This window comes from Pseudomonas lini (assembly GCF_030812475.1).
GTDB lineage: Bacteria > Pseudomonadota > Gammaproteobacteria > Pseudomonadales > Pseudomonadaceae > Aquipseudomonas > Aquipseudomonas lini_A.
The window spans coordinates 25,635-40,151 of sequence record NZ_JAUSSR010000018.1; the positions used below are offsets into that span (position 1 = coordinate 25,635).

Genomic DNA, 14,517 nt, shown 5'->3' on the forward strand with positions numbered 1-14,517 from the left:
CGAAGTCCTCAAGCCGTGGCTTTCTGCGCTTTGGTTTCGCTGTTGGGCGGGCCGGCGAACTGGGTGGCGAAGCTGCCGACGGCGAGCATGTCGACTTCCAGCAGGAACGGACCGGGTTGCGCCAATGCGCCGTCGACCACGCGACCGAGATCCTTCAGGTCGGTGACCAGGCCGTGGCGCAGGTTCAGCGATTCGGCCAGCTTGGAATAATCCGGGGTGTGCAGGTCGACGTAGCAGTGACGGCTGCCGTAGACCGCATCCTGAATGTTGCGGATCACGCCGTAGCGCTGGTCGTTCATCAGCAGGATCACCACGTTGGCCTTCTCTTGCACCAGGGTCGCCAGCTCGCCGAGGTTGAGGATGAAACCGCCGTCACCGGCCAGGGCGAAGACCTTGCGCTCAGGCGCCGTTTCCGCCGCCGCGACTGCTGCGCCAATACCCATCGACAAGCCCTGGCCAATGCCACCGCCGAGGGCATGCACGCCGGCGCGTGGGTGGTACAACGTCAGCAGGCGGTTGCCCCAGATGCTGTTGGACAGCGTGACGTCGCGTACCCAGGAGAAATTGCGCCCGGTGAGGGCTTGCAGCTGTTCAACCATGGCCGAGTAGGGACCGAGGTCGGCGATCAGTTGTGTGCGGGATTTTTCGCGAACGGCCTTGAGTTCGGCGAGGAACGTCGAGTCGATCTGCAAGCGACCTTCCAGGCGATCCGCCAGGCCTTCAAGGGCCAGTGCCGCGTCACCGCAGATGAACAGCTCGCTGTTGTAGCTGCGACCTTCGATGGCCGGGTTGGCGTCGATGCGCAAGGTGTTGCGCGGCAACTTCAGCGCGTATTTGAAGGTCTCGTTGCTGCGCAGGCGGGAACCGGCGATCAGCAAGGCATCGCAGCTTTGCAGGAACTGCTCCACCAATTTGTTCTGCGAGAACGCGCCGAGGCAGCGTTCGTCATCTTCGTTGACCACCCCGCGACCTTGAGTCGAAGTGATCACGCCAACGCCCATGTCCAGCAGGCGTTTTACTTGCGGGCCGGCATGCCGTGCGCCGCCGCCCAGCCACAGCAGGGGACGGGTGGCACTGGCCAGGCGCTCGGCGACCAGGTCCAGCGCTTCAGGCGCAGGTACGGCCACCGGTATCGGCAGCGGCGACAGGTCGGTCGGCATCGGGATAAAGGTCGACTGGATGTCGATCGGGATTTCCACGCTCACCGGTCCGGTCGGCGCGGTCAGTGCGGTCTGCACGGCCAGCTTCAGGGTGCTGATCGCGGTTTCGACGCTGCGCACCCGGAACGCGGCCTTCGACACGGCCTTGAGCATGGTCAGCTGATCGCGGGCTTCGTGGATGTAGGCGAATTCCTGATCCAGGTACGGCGTTTCGATCTGGCCGGTGATGTGCAGCAACGGCGTGCCGGCGGTCAGTGCTTCGACCAGAGCTCCGGCGGCGTTACCGGCCGCGGTACCGGTGGACGTCAGGCACACGCCCAGGCCACCGGTGGTGCGGGCATAGGCATCGGCCATGTTGGTGGCGCCGGCTTCACCCCGGGCCATGACGAAGCGGATATTGCCGCGCACGGCGAACGCATCGAGGATCGGCATGTTGTGGATCGAGATCACGCCGAACGCGGCCTTGACGTCGCACTGCTCGAGAAACGCGGTGATGGCGGCGCCAACGGTGACAGTATTTTCATTACGCATGGCGGGACAGGCCTCCGGAAACATCGATATGGCTGCCTGTGGTGTAAGCCGACAGAGGCGAGGCCAGGAACAGGATCGCGCGGGCCGCTTCAATCGGCAGGCCCAGGCGCCCCAAGGGAATATGTTTTTGTTGAGCCAGGCGGGCGGTCCATTGGCTCCAGTCCAGCTCGCGCTCTTCGCGGGCTTCGAAACGTCGGCGCCATTGCCCGGACTCGACCAGGCCAATCAGGATGCCGTTGACCCGAATGCCATCGACGGCGAACTCGGTAGCCATCGAGCGCACCAGGTTCATCACCCCGGCACGGGCGGCCGAGGTGGCGACCATGTGCGGCTCCGGCTGGCTGGCCAACAGCGAATTGACGCAGACGATGGCGGCGTGCGGTTCACCTTGCAGTTGCGCCTTGAAGGCACGAACCGGGTTGATCACAGAGAAGAATTTCAGGTTCAGCTCTTCGGTCCAGGCGCTGTCAGTGGTGTCGGCGAAGGTCGATACCCGACCTTGTCCGGCGTTGTTGATCAGCACGCTGGCCGGCCCCAATGCGGCCAGGCTGGCGGCGGCAAAGGCATTGACCGAGTCGGCATCGAGCACGTTGCACACCCGGGCCAGCAACCGCGCCTCGGGGAAGCGTTGGCGCAAGGCGGCTTCGACACTGCGCAGGCGGTCTTCATCGCGGCCGCAGAAGGCTACGGCGGCGCCGGCTTCGAGCAGCAACTCGACACAGGCCAGGCCAATCCCCGAGGAGCCGCCGGTCACGATGGCCGTGCTGTCTTGCAGTTGATAGAAACTCATCTCAATCCCTCATCAGGGCGGTCACGCGGTGCTGGCCGTCGTGGCCGGCAGCGCTGTTATAGTCGAGCAACCGCGACAGCTCGTCGGCGCTGCGGCGCACCTGCAGGAGCAATTCGTTGAAGTTGACGTGGGCGATCTGCGTGGTCGGAATGGTCACGCCCAGGGCCGCGACGATCTGCCCGGATTGATCGCGCACCGGTGCGGCGACGGTGGAAATGGCCGACTCGAAGAAGCCTTCACCGCTGACAAACCCGCGCTGACGGTCGGCTTGGACCATGTCGAACAGCTCCATCACGGTCTTCGGCGTGCAGGGCGAGAACTGCTCCAGATGATCTTCCGGGTACAGCTCGCGCAGCTCGGCCAGCGACAGGTCTTCGAGCAGGATGCGCCCCAGGACCGTGGCGTGGGCGGGCAGGCGGGTGCCGACATTCACCGCGCTGGAGAACACCGACGGCGGCGAGACCTTGGCCACGTACACGATCGAGCGGCCGTCGCGCACCACCAGGTTGCTCGGGTAGTTGAGGCGGTCGCACAGGCGGGCCAGCAGCGGCTGGCCGAGCTCGGTCAGTTCCAGCGAGGCCAGGTATTCGAAGCCCAGGCGCAGCACCGACATGCCCAGGCGATATTCATTGCCGCTGCGGGTGACGAAGCCCATGGTTTCCAGGGTCGTCAGCAAGCGGAAAATCGTCGAACGTGGCAATGCCAGGCGGCGGGCCAGTTCCGGCGCGGTCAGCGTGCGGTTGCGCCGGCTGAACTCGCAGAGCAGCAGCAGGCCGCGCTCCAGACCCGGCACGATGTATTTGTCCTGAGCGTCCTTCAGCAGATCTGAGTCGTTCATAGCGATGCACCTGTCAGGGATTCGTTGATGGCACAGGCCAGGCGGCCCGCCACCACACAAGGTTGTTCGATGGGGCTGGCGTGCCCGGCATCGGCGATAAGGTTGAACGTGCCGCCCAGGGCCTTGGCCAGGGTCAGGCAGCTTTCGGGCGCTGTGATGCCATCGGCTTCACCGCAATGCACTTCGCACGGCATCGACAGCGGCGCGTGGCGCAATAGGTCATCGCCGCACAACAACTCAATGGCCTGGCGATAGCCCTCGGGATTGAGCCGGGCCATGTTCCATTGCACCCAGGCGTGCGCCTTGGGGCTGGCGTTGGGCGAGAGCATGTAGGCACTGCGCTGCTCGGCCATGCCCTGGATGCCCAGTTGATCCAGGGCACGCAGGCGTTTGTTGCGCACTTCCTGGCGCTGCAGAGCGCGCGCTGGATGGCCGTAGCCCTGGGCCGGGCTGATCAACACCAGGCGGCTGATGCGCTGTTGGTGCACGCCGCTGGCAAAGGCGGTGGCGGTGATCGCGCCCAGGGAGTGCCCCACCAGCACACACCGCTGGATGTCCAAGGCGTCGAGCATCTGCAGCAGCCGTTCGGCGTAGTCCGAAGCGTCCGGAGCCAACGCCCTCAAAGGCGTGGAGTCGCCATAGCCGGGCGCGTCCCAGGTAATCACCCGGGCACTCTGGCCCAGCTCCTGCGCCACCTGCAGCCACGACGCCGAGCCCGAGCCGATCCCGTGCAGCAACACGATGGCCGGCCCGGCCCCGCATTCGCGCACGGCCTGGCGGGCGCCTGCAAGCTCCAGCGTGCGCTGGGGAAAGTGCAGGGCCAGCTGGGCCTGGAGGTCGGCCGTGAGTGAGGGTACGAGCGTGTCGATGGCGTGCAACATGGGTTTATCCGCGCTTGATCGAGGCCAGGGGATGTTCTGGCGGGTAGGTCGGGGTGACGGGTTTTTTCGCGCCGAGCATCACGCACATCAGCGCGTCTTCATCGCCGATGTTGATCTCTTCGCGGTACACGCCGGGCGGCACGGAAATCACGTCGCGGTCGGTGAGGATGGTTTCGAAACGCTCACCGTCCTTTTCGATCACCACCTTGAGTTTGCCGCGCAGCACGAAGAACACTTCTTCCACGTCGGTGTGCAGGTGCGGCGGGCCTTCGTGACCGGCCGGAATCACCATGGTGGAGAAGGTGAAGTTCTCCGACGGAATTGTGTTCATGTCAGTGCTGACGCCGGTGCCACCGGTGCCGATGTAGCGCATTTGCGCGCGGCGGAATTTCGGGTCGTAGTCGGCCTGGAATTTCAGGGCGTTCCAGTCGTACTTGCGCGTCTCGTAGCGGGCGATGCGGGTTTGCATCCAGCTTGCAAGGTCGCTGCCGGCGGGTTGTTCCCAGCTTTTCGGGGTGGCTTGCTGTGAAGATGAGTGTGCAGATAGATCGGTCATGTCAGTCTCCTGATCAAGGCATGACGAACCCGCCGTTGACCGGCAGGGTTTGTCCAGTGATGAAACGGGCGAGGTCGGACAGCGCGAACAGCACGGCGCCGCTGACGTCTTCGGGAAGTTGTGGGCGCTGAATCGCCCGCTGGTCGTTGTACAAGCGGTGACGCGCTTCGGGCACGTAGGCGGTGGCTTCGACCAGCACCAGGCCGGGCGCGATGGCATTGACCGTGACGTTGTCGCCGCCCAGTTCCCGGGCCAGGCTGCGGGTCATGGCGATGATCGCGCCTTTGCTGGCGACATAGGCCAACAGGTTCGGCGCGCCCCACAGCGGGGTGTCGGACGCCAGGTTGACGATGGCGCCATGGCCACTGGCGCGCAGGGCCGGCAGGCAAGCCTTGGTCATCAGCCAGGTGCCGCGCACATTGACCTGCATCACCTGGTCCCAGGTATCGAGGCTCAGCTCTTCGCAGGTCTTGCCGCCGGAATTGGTGATCGACGCGTTGTTCACCAGGCCGTCCAGCCCCCCGAGCAAACGAGTGGTTTCAGCGATGCAGGCATCGATCGAATCCGGTTGTGCCAGGTCCACGGTCACGCCATGAACGGTCAGGCCTTCAGCGACCAGTTCGGCGGCCGACTGCTGGACGCGCTCGGCGAGAATGTCGGCGATCACCACCTGGGCACCGGCGCGGCCGATGGCCTGGGCGAAGGCGTAACCCAGGCCGCGGGCGCCACCGGTGACCAGCACGCGACGGCCTTCGAGCAAACGATTGAGGGCCGTCATCATTGAGTACTCAGCATGGCTTTGGGCATGTAGTGCAGGATGCGTTTCTCGGCCCAGACCACCGCGCCGTAAGCAAGTACACCGATCAGGGTCAGCATGACGATGGCGACAAACACGCCCGCGGTATTGCCCTGGCCTTCGGCATCCACCAGCAGGAAGCCCAGGCCCTGGTTGCCGCCGACCAGCTCACCGACGGTGACGCCGATCACGGCCAGGGTCGAGGCAATGCGCAGACCGGAGAACAACGCGGCCATGGCCGACGGAAATTCCACCAGGCGGAAAATCTGCCAGCGGCTGGCGTTCATGGTCCGCACGAGGTTGATCATGTCCGGGTCCACGGTGCGGATCGCCGACAGCACGTTGATCATCACCGGGAAGAACACGATCAGGATGGCGATCAGGATCTTCGGGTAGATGGTGTAGCCCAGCCACATCACGAACAGCGGTGCGAAGGCGACTTTCGGCGCGATCTGCAGCGCCAGGATGTACGGCGACAGCATGGCTTCAGCGGCGGGCGAGAGACCCAGCGACACGCCGATCGCCACGCCGAGCAGGGCGCCCAGGCCGAAGCCGACGATGATCTCGAACGCGGTGATCAAGGTGTGCTGCAGCAGGCCGCCGGTCTGCCACATCACCACGCTTTCCTGGGCCACGCGGCTCAGTTGCGGCATGACGAACTCGGGCATGCCGAGCAGTCCCGGGCCCCATTGCCAGAGCACCAGGAACAGGACCAGCAGGGCGACGCTGCCGAGCATGGAGTTATTGAGGTTTTTCATCGTGTCGTTACCTTGTTGTCACTGACCGTCATTGCGCGGCGGTTTGGGTGTCGATGAACTGGTTGGTGTACAGGTCGTCGAGCTTCGGCTCCTGGGTGACGATGCCTTCGCTGACATAGAACTGGCGGACCGCTTCCAGTCGGGCCGGATCGATGCGGCCCAATACGGTCTGGTTGGCATAGACATGCTCGACATAGAGCTTGAAGATTTTCTCCAGCGAATCTTCCTTGCCGGCATAGGCGGGGACAGCCTTGGCGAAAGTCACGGCGGCAGCGCGTGGGTCCGCAATGATGTCGCGCATGCCCTGCAGCGTTGCCTGGACCGTGCCGCGAACAATGTCCGGGTGATGCTTGATGGCGTCGTCGGAGGCGATGATCGACTGGGCCATGCTTTCGAAAATCTGCGATTGCGGGATCAGCTTGATCTTCATCCCTGCTTCTTCGGCGTTGACCACCCAATCCGGCACGCCGGCCATGGCCTCGGCTTTGTCCGCCGAGAACAATTGCCAGACACCTGCCGGGCCGGCAGCCTGGATATTCACATCGTTTTTGCTCAGGCCGGCTTTACGCAGGGAGGCAAGCAGGGCGTAGTAGGTGGTGTCCGAGTAAGACATCACCGTCATTGTCTTGCCCTTGAGATCGGTGATCGAGTTAATGTTTGCGTCGGCATTGGTGGCAATCATCGTCACGCCGCCGGCACCCAGCACCGCGACCGCGCGTACCGGTATTCCATTGGCCCGCACCACAATCGGCGTATCACCGAGGGCGCCACCGAGCATGGCGTTACCGGCCCCGATCTGCTTCGCGACATCCACACCGCCCTTGGCCGCGATGAACTTCATGTTCAGGTTCCGGGCGGCGTAGTAACCCTTTTGCTGGGCGATGATCCACGGCGCGAACGCCGGCAGGTTAGGCGGTGCCGGTAACAAATAGGTCACGTCGGTCGACTGCGCCTGGGCAGCAAAGGCCAGGCCCAGGCCGAGCGCAACGGCGCTGGCCTGGCTGAAACGTTGAAACAGAGACTTGAGCATGAGTACTCCTGAAAAGGTTGATGGCCACAAGGGCGTTGATCAATGCAGTTCGGTGTCTTCGCCGACTTTCAGCAGTTCCATCAGGCGCCCGGCCAGCGGACCGATCTCCGGCAGCTTGCGACGCTCCAGCGGGTTGTCGCGAAACGGCAGGTCGACTGTGATTTCTTCGATGATGGTGCCGGGGCGGGCGCTCATGACCAGCAAGCGGTCGGACATGGCGATGGCTTCGATCAGGTCGTGGGTGATGAACAGGGCGGTTTTCTTTTCATCGAACAGCATCCGCGCCATGTCCTGCTGCAGGATCATCTTGGTCTGCGCATCCAGGGCCGAAAACGGCTCGTCGAGGAACAGCACCTGCGGATCGATGGCCAGGGTCCGGGCCAGGGCGGCACGCTGGCGCATGCCACCCGACAGCTGGAAGGGATAGTGGTCGGCAAAGCCTTGCAGGTGGCAGCGATCGAGCAGATCTTTGGCCACCGCCTGGCGCTTGGCGGCCGGCACGCCCTGGATTTCCAGGCCCAGTTCAACGTTGCGGCGAATACTGCGCCACGGCATCAGCAGATCTTTTTGCAGCATGAACGCGACCTGGCGGACCGGCCCGGTGACGGCTTCACCGCCGACGAAGACTTCGCCTTCGGTGGGGCGATACAGCCCGGATCCCATATTGAGGATGGTGCTCTTGCCGCAACCGGACGGGCCGATGATCGACACCACTTCACCGCGACGGATTTTGAAATTCACCTCGCGAATGGCGAACGGCGCTTCGGACTTTCCCTTGGCCGGAAAGCATTTGCCGACATTGCGGAATTCAATTTCGGTGGGCTCCGGATTGTCCTTGGGAGCGGGTTTATTCCATTGCGGGGCGACGGCGTACATCTCGTTCACAGCCATTGGGAAGGGTCTCTGGTCTGTTTTATATGTGATACGCCGTTTAGTGCATGAACAATGCCAGAGCTGTTAAAATTTTGTTTTTTGTAAAAAACTCCTTTGTTATTAGATGTTTAAGAAGAATTCAGTTTATTTCTAACGTTTCATATGTGAAACGTGGTTTCTTATTTGGCACGAAATTGCCCATCGACTGTGCGACGCGAGGAAAAATGCGAGTGCGCAGTGCCTTATTAGGTAACGTCGAATGTCTGGAAAAAGCGAAATTGTTTCGTGTATGAAACGAAGGTGGGGACGCAACGCTCGGAGGTAACGCTGGCCGTCGTCGACTTGAGCGACAGCCGGCCAGGCCTTGGGTGGGGTGACGCTCACAGATTTGGCTTCAATCAACTACGTGCGGCACCATGCTCTGCGGCTGGGGGGACTTTCTCCAACAGGATTCTTGCGGCGTCTCGTGCAGGAGGCAGGCCAAATACCCGCGCGTAATCACGGCTGAACTGAGTCGCGCTTTCATAGCCGACCTCGAAGGCAGCGCTCGTGACACTCCGGGCATTGACCACCATGAGCGTGCGAGCCTGTAGCAGTCGAACCCTTTTTTGATACTGCAACGGGCTTAATGTAGTGACGGCTTTGAAGTGACGGTGGAAGGCGGACACGCTCATCGCCGCTTGTTGGGCAAGCGTGTCGACTCTAATGGACTGGGCGAAATCTCGACGAATCCACTGAATGGCCAGACTGACTCGGGCCATTGCGGTATCAGGAGCCGCAATCTCACGCAGCATCCAGCCGTGTGGACCTTGCAGAACCCGGTACAGAATCTCCCGTTCGTAAGCGGGGGCGAGGGCCGCTATATCCTCGGGGCGGTCCATCAATCGCAACATACGTACCCAGGCGTCCATTAATTCGGGCGTGACGGCGGCTACCGAAAATCCTGCATCGTTATCGTAACGCCCGGTGGGCTTGGGAAGGTCGGCGAGCAGCGTCGACAGTACCAACGGGTCAAGTGTCAGGCTGACTGCGAGATAGGGCTCCCCCGAGGAAGCCGGGTGCACGGTTCCCACCGCTGGCAACTCGATGGACATAACGAAGTACGTCGCCGGGTCGTACCGCAATGTGCGGTCGCCGACGGTCATCGTTTTGCTGCCTTGCAGGATCAGGTTGATCATCGGATCGTAGACGGCGGCCAGCATGTGTTCAGGAACTTTGCCCTGGACCATGGCCACGCGTGGAATGCCCGTTTCGGTACGGCGGTTTTGGGCCTTGGAAGCCAAGGACCGAAGCTCGGTCAATTGATTGTTCATGGGGGCATGCTGATCGCAGGAGGGAGCCCCGTGCAAGCGAAAAGCAGAAACAGGCAGGTTTTGAGTAGGAACGGCTGCGTGTTTACGCAGCATCATGGTTACCGTAATAGCTCATCTGATCAACAGTGGAGCACCCCATGAGCGTTATCCTTATCACCGGAGGCAGCCGTGGCATCGGTGCCAGCGCGGCCGAACACTGCGCGCAACGAGGCATGGGGGTCATCCTCACTTATAAAAGTAATCCTCAGGCCGCCGATTCAGTTGTGAGTCGTATCAAGGCGGCAGGTGGCAAGGCCGCCGCGCTTGAACTTGATGTTGCCAATATCGGCAGTTTCGAGAAGTTTCGCGATTCGATAGTGCTGACATTACAGGCAACGTGGGGCGTGACCAGCCTCAGTGGTTTGGTCAACAACGCTGGCTATGGCCTGTTCAACCCACTTGAGTCGGTCACAGAGGCACAGTTTGATGGCCTGCTGAACGTGCATCTCAAAGGTCCGTTTTTCCTCACCCAGGCGTTGCTTCCTTTGATGGAGACTGACTCCAGCATCGTCAATTTGACCAGTGCTACCACGCGTGTGGCGACGGCGGGCGTGGCGCCTTACGCCGCCTTCAAGGGTGGGTTGGACGTGCTCACCCGTTACATGGCTAAAGAATTTGGTGATCGGCGCATACGGGCGAATTCGGTATCGCCTGGCGCGATCCGCACTGAGTTGGGCGGCGGTCTGAACAGCGAATTCGAGGTGCTGCTTGCTTCGCAAACAGCCCTTGGCAGGGTGGGCGAGCCGCAGGATGTCGGTCGCGTTATCGCCATGCTGCTTAGCGAGGAGGGACGCTGGATCAATGCCCAGACTATCGAAGTAGCGGGCGGCTACAGCATCTGAATCAGTAACTGAAAAAAGCGAGACTATCCCATGCTGGATCACATCTTTATTTCTGTGAGCGACATCGAGCGCTCCATTCATTTCTACGACGCAGCACTCACTCCGCTCGGGATTACCGCGCGACTCGATTATGACGGCAAGGATGGCCCTGCGGGTCACCCCGACCTCAAAGGCTTTGGGGCCGATGGCCGAATGTTTTTCTGGTTGCGCGAGGGCGTTGTAGAGGGACGAGCTGTGCACGTTGGCTTCGTGGCGAGCAGCAAGGCTGAGGTAGACGCTGCCTACGCCGCCGCCATGGCGGCTGGTGCTATCGACAAGGGTGCCCCTGGTGCACGCCTGTATTACGACCCAAATTATTACGCCGCCAACGTCCTTGACCCTGACGGTTACAGTCTTGAATTTGTTTACAAGAATTGGCAGCACGCGCAATGAATACCCTGCTGATTTACGGTGCTACAGGCTATACCGGCCGCATGGCGGCAGAACGAGCCAAAATGTTGGGGCTGAATGTCGAGATTGCCGGGCGCAATGCCCAGCGGTTGCAATCCCTTGCTACGCTTCTGGACGTTCCTTACCGAGTATTCACGCCCGATGACCGACCAGAGCGATATCTGGACGGTATCGACACGCTGTTGAACTTTGCGGGGCCTTTCGCGCAAACGGCGCAAGCGCTGATGCGCGCATGCATCAAAACCGGGGTCAACTATCTGGACATCACGGCCGAGATCAATATTTATCGCCTCGCGGAAGGCTTGGATGCTCAGGCCGCAAAGGCGAACGTCATGTTGATGCCCGGAGTAGGCTGGGACGTCGTACCGACGGACTGCCTGGCCGTGCATGTTGCGCGGCGCGTACTGCAACCGCACTCGCTGAACGTTGCACTTCAGGTCCCTGGCTCCATGTCGCGGGGTTCCGCAATGAGCGTCGCTGAAATCATGGGCGCCGGCCTGTTGGCGAGAGTCGACGGTCAGCTCGTTTCGACGCCGGACGCGCAGCCGCGACACTTCGATTTTGGCGATGGCCCGGTCCTCTGCGTACCACTGTCCTTCGGTGACCTCGTCACAGGTTGGCATTCGACGGGTATCCCCAACATCGCCATGTATGTACACATCTCTGAAGATGCCTTCCCCGAGGGTGATCTATCACAACTACCGGAGGGTCCGAGCGCTCAGCAGCGTGATGCTCATCGCGCTCGTGCAGTGGCTGAAGTATCTGGGGCTGACGGTAATGTTGCGCGGTCGATGATCGAGACCGTCAACGGTTATTCCTACACGCCACTTGCCGCCATTGAGGCCGCGCGACGGGTATTGGGTGGCGAGCGCAGGCCAGGTTTTGAAACGCCTGCGCGTTTGTTTGGCGATGGATTCGCCGAGACTATTGCGGGTACGACAATCACCGATTTCGTGGACTAGATCTGTCTCATGGTTCAGGGCCTACTGATGCTTATGCGCCTGGGCATCCGCCCTTAAACGAATAGGCGGCGCCAACGTGTGGCAGCAGCTGGCCGCAAAGGACAGCAATCGGCCCGTTCCGTTTTAAGTGGTCTTGCGCGTTAGCCAGGCACCCCAGAACAGACTACTGAAGAAACGAGTAGCGTCTCCGAACCCGGCGTCATGCATCAATTGTTGAACCGCTGCCTCGGAATGTGGCGGGTCAGCGCCCTGAAGAATTTTCCCTAACTTGGCCTTCACTTCGTCCGGACTGGCGCCATGCTGCCGCCACCGTTGCCCCCAGGCGGCAAGCAATAACGGTTGGCTGGCATACGCATAGTGATTGCCCGCGACTATCAGTGGTGCCTCTGGCTTTAGATGAGCCCGAATGGATTGTAAAACCTGTCGCTTCGCAACATCCCCATCGAGATGATGGAGCACTCCGATCAAGGTGGCCGCGTCGTATGACTCGTCCGCTGCCAGATCTTCAACGTGGCCAAGATGCAGGCTTGTTCTTTCGAGCAAATTGTTTGCCTTCAGCTGCTGCGCCGCGGCCTCCAGCATCGGCTCGGATGGATCAACGGCAGTGAAGCGCCATGTCGGCTCCAGCGCTGCCATCGCAATAATCTCCTGAGCCGTGCCGCCAGCGCCAACGACCAGTATGTTCGCGGAGCGTGCATGGCCGAGGCTTGCGGCCAGCATGCACGCAGCAAGATCCTGGCAGGCGTCATACCCGGCCAATGCGATGCGGCTCTGCTGTCCGTACTCGTTGGCCCGTGACGTATCAAATTTTTCAGCTGTGTTCAGAGGGGTTGATTTCAAGGCGGTTCTCCGTGTCCTTGAAACAAGTTATGTCACTTAATGAGATAATGAAAATTCATTAATTTTATAAAATGCATTCCTGTGAGGAATAGTGAGCTCGCCTTTGCGTTCGAGAAAGCACGAGAAGAATACGAGCATCTTGCGAAGGGAGCATTTGGAGAAGGTAGATATCGAAGTCGCCTGAGACCTGCTCCATTTATGAGTTTTCCGCCTCGGGGGCACGGAAAGCCTTGCTGTAGTAGCCGGACGGGTCGAAACAGCAAACCTTCTTCTTGCCGGATGCAAGCATATCGCAGGCATCATCGATTCGTTTTGCGCGCGTCTTGAGCTGTTTGGCTGAAGTAATCCAGTGTATCCAGTCTAATCGTGCGAGGGTCGTCGTATTGTTCCAGACTTTATGAGCCTCAGGAGCGGCTGCCAGTGCCTCCTTAAAATCTGCCGGGATATCAGGCTCGGGTTCCTTCTTCACAGGGGTTAGCTCCAGCGTAACGATATCCCCAACGACCGAGCCTGCGGCTTCGAGTAACTCTCTGCTTACCTGCAGCCAATGGCTCAACTGACCATCTGGCTCAAGAGTTGCCTGGAAGGGGTGCCCATTGAGTGTGCCTTCAACTGTCGTCCTTCCTCGCCTCGGAAGCTGCTCACTTGCGTCTCTTGGCAGTACGACGAACGCCCAGGACTTATCATTACCAGGCTTTGCCGGACGAAGAAGCTTTGCTTCGAATCGGCATTTCACTTCGATTGTTGTCATTGCAGCGCCTCCAATTGATACGCCTGACTACAGTTCAAAGCCACCCCGGGTGTCAGGCGGCGGCAGGAACATTTGTGCCCATGCCCGTCGGCAGAAACGGTCGAATTTCGTCGATTTCCACGGCGCTAAGGCGCAACACCGAGGCTTCAATCAGCCCGTCTACTTGTTCTGGACGGCGGGCTCCGACAATGGCACCCGTCACTACCGGTTGGCGAAGTACCCAGGCGATGGCAACCGCCGCAGCGCTCACCCCATGCCTTTCCCCAATACGTGCCATGACGTCAACCAATGCCAGGTTCGCACTCAAACGGGGCTCCTGGAAGTCAGCACTTCGGGATTTGCGCCAATCGTCTTCGGGCAGTTGCGAGATGCGTTCGCGCGTCATGCTGCCGGACAGTAGCCCCGATTGAAGTGTGGAATAGGCAAGGACACCCAACCTGGCCTGCTCACAGAATGGCAGGACATCGTTCTCGATGTCCCGCATCAAGGCGGAGTAGGGCGGCTGGAGCGAAACGATCTCTGTCACCGCCTGCGCCCGCTTGAGTTGAGCGACATCGAAATTCGATACGCCGATAGCGCGGATTTTTCCTTGGGCGCGCGCGGCTGCCAAAGCCGAAAGCGCCATTTCAAGACCTTCACTGCTCGCGTCGGCAGGAAAGGCAGGCCAGTGGATCTGATACAGATCGATAGTCTCGACTTGGAGCCTGCGCAAGCTTGCGTCGATCTCGGCGAGTAAGGACTGGGGGGCCAGGGAGTGCGAAATCTGCTTCGTGACCGGGTCCCAGACCAAGCTGCCTTTGGTGAACACCAAAGGACGCCGCGAGACCGGCACCCGACGCAGCAATTGCCCCACCAATTGCTCCGCATGGCCCAAGCCATAAACCGCAGCGGTATCAATCCAGTTCACGCCGCGTTCGACGGCATATTCAAGTGCGCCCAGGCTGTCATTGTCATCCTGCGCTCCCCAACTGTACTCCCAACCTGTGCCAGCGATTGCCCATGTCCCCAGGCCAATAGGCGAAATCAGAAAATCCGATGATCCTAGACGATTCTTTTGCATAGCGACCTCTCCACAAATGATGTGAGAAGTATCCGGGAGAGATCTGA

16 protein-coding genes are annotated in these 14,517 nt (G+C 60.7%); 3 read left to right on the plus strand and 13 right to left on the minus strand.

The window, feature by feature from the left end:
* Positions 1 to 8 precede the first annotated feature (8 nt).
* The 10 genes from J2W17_RS27465 to J2W17_RS27510 form a co-directional block, all read right to left on the minus strand.
* A complete protein-coding gene (locus tag J2W17_RS27465; RefSeq protein ID WP_307342230.1) occupies positions 9 to 1,691 on the minus strand; it encodes a thiamine pyrophosphate-binding protein in 1,683 nt (560 codons plus the stop codon).
* The gene (locus tag J2W17_RS27470; protein WP_307342234.1) at positions 1,684 to 2,481 is read right to left on the minus strand and encodes an SDR family oxidoreductase; all 798 of its coding nucleotides are present in this window, start codon (positions 2,479 to 2,481) and stop codon (positions 1,684 to 1,686) included. Before J2W17_RS27470 ends, J2W17_RS27465 begins: the two co-directional genes overlap by 8 nt.
* 1 nt (position 2,482) lies before the next feature.
* Positions 2,483 to 3,319 carry an IclR family transcriptional regulator gene (locus J2W17_RS27475; protein WP_082930373.1) on the minus strand — a complete coding sequence of 279 codons (837 nt, stop codon included), beginning with the start codon at positions 3,317 to 3,319 and terminating at the stop codon, positions 2,483 to 2,485.
* Positions 3,316 to 4,200 (minus strand): alpha/beta fold hydrolase, encoded by an 885-nt coding sequence (locus J2W17_RS27480; protein ID WP_307342238.1) that lies wholly within the window; start codon positions 4,198 to 4,200, stop codon positions 3,316 to 3,318. Before J2W17_RS27480 ends, J2W17_RS27475 begins: the two co-directional genes overlap by 4 nt.
* Positions 4,201 to 4,204: 4 nt before the next feature.
* Entirely contained in the window at positions 4,205 to 4,756 is a 552-nt protein-coding gene (locus tag J2W17_RS27485) for a cupin domain-containing protein (RefSeq protein WP_307342241.1), read from the minus strand.
* Between the two features lie 13 nt (positions 4,757 to 4,769).
* A complete protein-coding gene (locus J2W17_RS27490) occupies positions 4,770 to 5,537 on the minus strand; it encodes an SDR family oxidoreductase (RefSeq protein ID WP_307342244.1) in 768 nt (255 codons plus the stop codon).
* Positions 5,534 to 6,310, minus strand: a complete 777-nt coding sequence (locus tag J2W17_RS27495; protein WP_307342247.1) for an ABC transporter permease — start codon at positions 6,308 to 6,310, stop codon at positions 5,534 to 5,536. The genes J2W17_RS27490 and J2W17_RS27495 overlap by 4 nt, the downstream gene beginning before the upstream one ends.
* 28 nt (positions 6,311 to 6,338) lie before the next feature.
* Positions 6,339 to 7,340 (minus strand): ABC transporter substrate-binding protein, encoded by a 1,002-nt coding sequence (locus J2W17_RS27500; protein WP_307342250.1) that lies wholly within the window; start codon positions 7,338 to 7,340, stop codon positions 6,339 to 6,341.
* A gap of 39 nt (positions 7,341 to 7,379) precedes the next feature.
* Positions 7,380 to 8,231 carry an ABC transporter ATP-binding protein gene (locus J2W17_RS27505; RefSeq protein WP_154855565.1) on the minus strand — a complete coding sequence of 284 codons (852 nt, stop codon included), beginning with the start codon at positions 8,229 to 8,231 and terminating at the stop codon, positions 7,380 to 7,382.
* Between the two features lie 380 nt (positions 8,232 to 8,611).
* Complete coding sequence (locus J2W17_RS27510; RefSeq protein ID WP_307342253.1) at positions 8,612 to 9,526, minus strand: AraC family transcriptional regulator; 915 nt, start codon at positions 9,524 to 9,526, stop codon at positions 8,612 to 8,614.
* Positions 9,527 to 9,663: 137 nt separating this feature from the next.
* On the opposite strand from J2W17_RS27510, the gene J2W17_RS27515 reads away from it, so the two are divergent.
* The 3 genes from J2W17_RS27515 to J2W17_RS27525 are packed head-to-tail and all read left to right on the plus strand — an operon-like array spanning position 9,664 to position 11,819.
* On the plus strand, positions 9,664 to 10,407 hold the full coding sequence (locus tag J2W17_RS27515; RefSeq protein ID WP_307342258.1) for an SDR family NAD(P)-dependent oxidoreductase: 744 nt from the start codon (positions 9,664 to 9,666) through the stop codon (positions 10,405 to 10,407).
* A 30-nt stretch (positions 10,408 to 10,437) separates the two neighbouring features.
* Positions 10,438 to 10,839 (plus strand): VOC family protein, encoded by a 402-nt coding sequence (locus tag J2W17_RS27520; RefSeq protein ID WP_307342261.1) that lies wholly within the window; start codon positions 10,438 to 10,440, stop codon positions 10,837 to 10,839.
* Positions 10,836 to 11,819: a saccharopine dehydrogenase family protein gene (locus J2W17_RS27525; protein ID WP_307342264.1), complete on the plus strand. Its 984-nt coding sequence runs from the start codon at positions 10,836 to 10,838 to the stop codon at positions 11,817 to 11,819. The genes J2W17_RS27520 and J2W17_RS27525 overlap by 4 nt, the downstream gene beginning before the upstream one ends.
* 123 nt (positions 11,820 to 11,942) lie before the next feature.
* On the opposite strand, the gene J2W17_RS27530 is transcribed toward J2W17_RS27525, so the two are convergent.
* From J2W17_RS27530 to J2W17_RS27540, 3 genes are all read right to left on the minus strand, one after another.
* Positions 11,943 to 12,659 (minus strand): class I SAM-dependent methyltransferase, encoded by a 717-nt coding sequence (locus J2W17_RS27530; protein ID WP_307342267.1) that lies wholly within the window; start codon positions 12,657 to 12,659, stop codon positions 11,943 to 11,945.
* Between the two features lie 196 nt (positions 12,660 to 12,855).
* The gene (locus tag J2W17_RS27535) at positions 12,856 to 13,410 is read right to left on the minus strand and encodes a YdeI/OmpD-associated family protein (protein ID WP_307342270.1); all 555 of its coding nucleotides are present in this window, start codon (positions 13,408 to 13,410) and stop codon (positions 12,856 to 12,858) included.
* 52 nt (positions 13,411 to 13,462) lie between these two features.
* Positions 13,463 to 14,470, minus strand: coding sequence for an aldo/keto reductase (locus tag J2W17_RS27540; RefSeq protein ID WP_307342273.1), 1,008 nt, complete (start codon positions 14,468 to 14,470; stop codon positions 13,463 to 13,465).
* Positions 14,471 to 14,517 lie beyond the last annotated feature (47 nt).

Excerpts from the sequence above, each read along its gene's own strand:
- J2W17_RS27465 (WP_307342230.1), bottom strand. The coding sequence starts at position 1,691 with ATGCGTAATGAAAATACTGTCACCGTTGGCGCCGCCATCACCGCGTTT.
- J2W17_RS27470 (WP_307342234.1), bottom strand. The coding sequence starts at position 2,481 with ATGAGTTTCTATCAACTGCAAGACAGCACGGCCATCGTGACCGGCGGC.
- J2W17_RS27475 (WP_082930373.1), bottom strand. The coding sequence starts at position 3,319 with ATGAACGACTCAGATCTGCTGAAGGACGCTCAGGACAAATACATCGTG.
- J2W17_RS27480 (WP_307342238.1), bottom strand. The coding sequence starts at position 4,200 with ATGTTGCACGCCATCGACACGCTCGTACCCTCACTCACGGCCGACCTC.
- J2W17_RS27485 (WP_307342241.1), bottom strand. The coding sequence starts at position 4,756 with ATGACCGATCTATCTGCACACTCATCTTCACAGCAAGCCACCCCGAAA.
- J2W17_RS27490 (WP_307342244.1), bottom strand. The coding sequence starts at position 5,537 with ATGATGACGGCCCTCAATCGTTTGCTCGAAGGCCGTCGCGTGCTGGTC.
- J2W17_RS27495 (WP_307342247.1), bottom strand. The coding sequence starts at position 6,310 with ATGAAAAACCTCAATAACTCCATGCTCGGCAGCGTCGCCCTGCTGGTC.
- J2W17_RS27500 (WP_307342250.1), bottom strand. The coding sequence starts at position 7,340 with ATGCTCAAGTCTCTGTTTCAACGTTTCAGCCAGGCCAGCGCCGTTGCG.
- J2W17_RS27505 (WP_154855565.1), bottom strand. The coding sequence starts at position 8,231 with ATGGCTGTGAACGAGATGTACGCCGTCGCCCCGCAATGGAATAAACCC.
- J2W17_RS27510 (WP_307342253.1), bottom strand. The coding sequence starts at position 9,526 with ATGAACAATCAATTGACCGAGCTTCGGTCCTTGGCTTCCAAGGCCCAA.
- J2W17_RS27515 (WP_307342258.1), top strand. The coding sequence starts at position 9,664 with ATGAGCGTTATCCTTATCACCGGAGGCAGCCGTGGCATCGGTGCCAGC.
- J2W17_RS27520 (WP_307342261.1), top strand. The coding sequence starts at position 10,438 with ATGCTGGATCACATCTTTATTTCTGTGAGCGACATCGAGCGCTCCATT.
- J2W17_RS27525 (WP_307342264.1), top strand. The coding sequence starts at position 10,836 with ATGAATACCCTGCTGATTTACGGTGCTACAGGCTATACCGGCCGCATG.
- J2W17_RS27535 (WP_307342270.1), bottom strand. The coding sequence starts at position 13,410 with ATGACAACAATCGAAGTGAAATGCCGATTCGAAGCAAAGCTTCTTCGT.
- J2W17_RS27540 (WP_307342273.1), bottom strand. The coding sequence starts at position 14,470 with ATGCAAAAGAATCGTCTAGGATCATCGGATTTTCTGATTTCGCCTATT.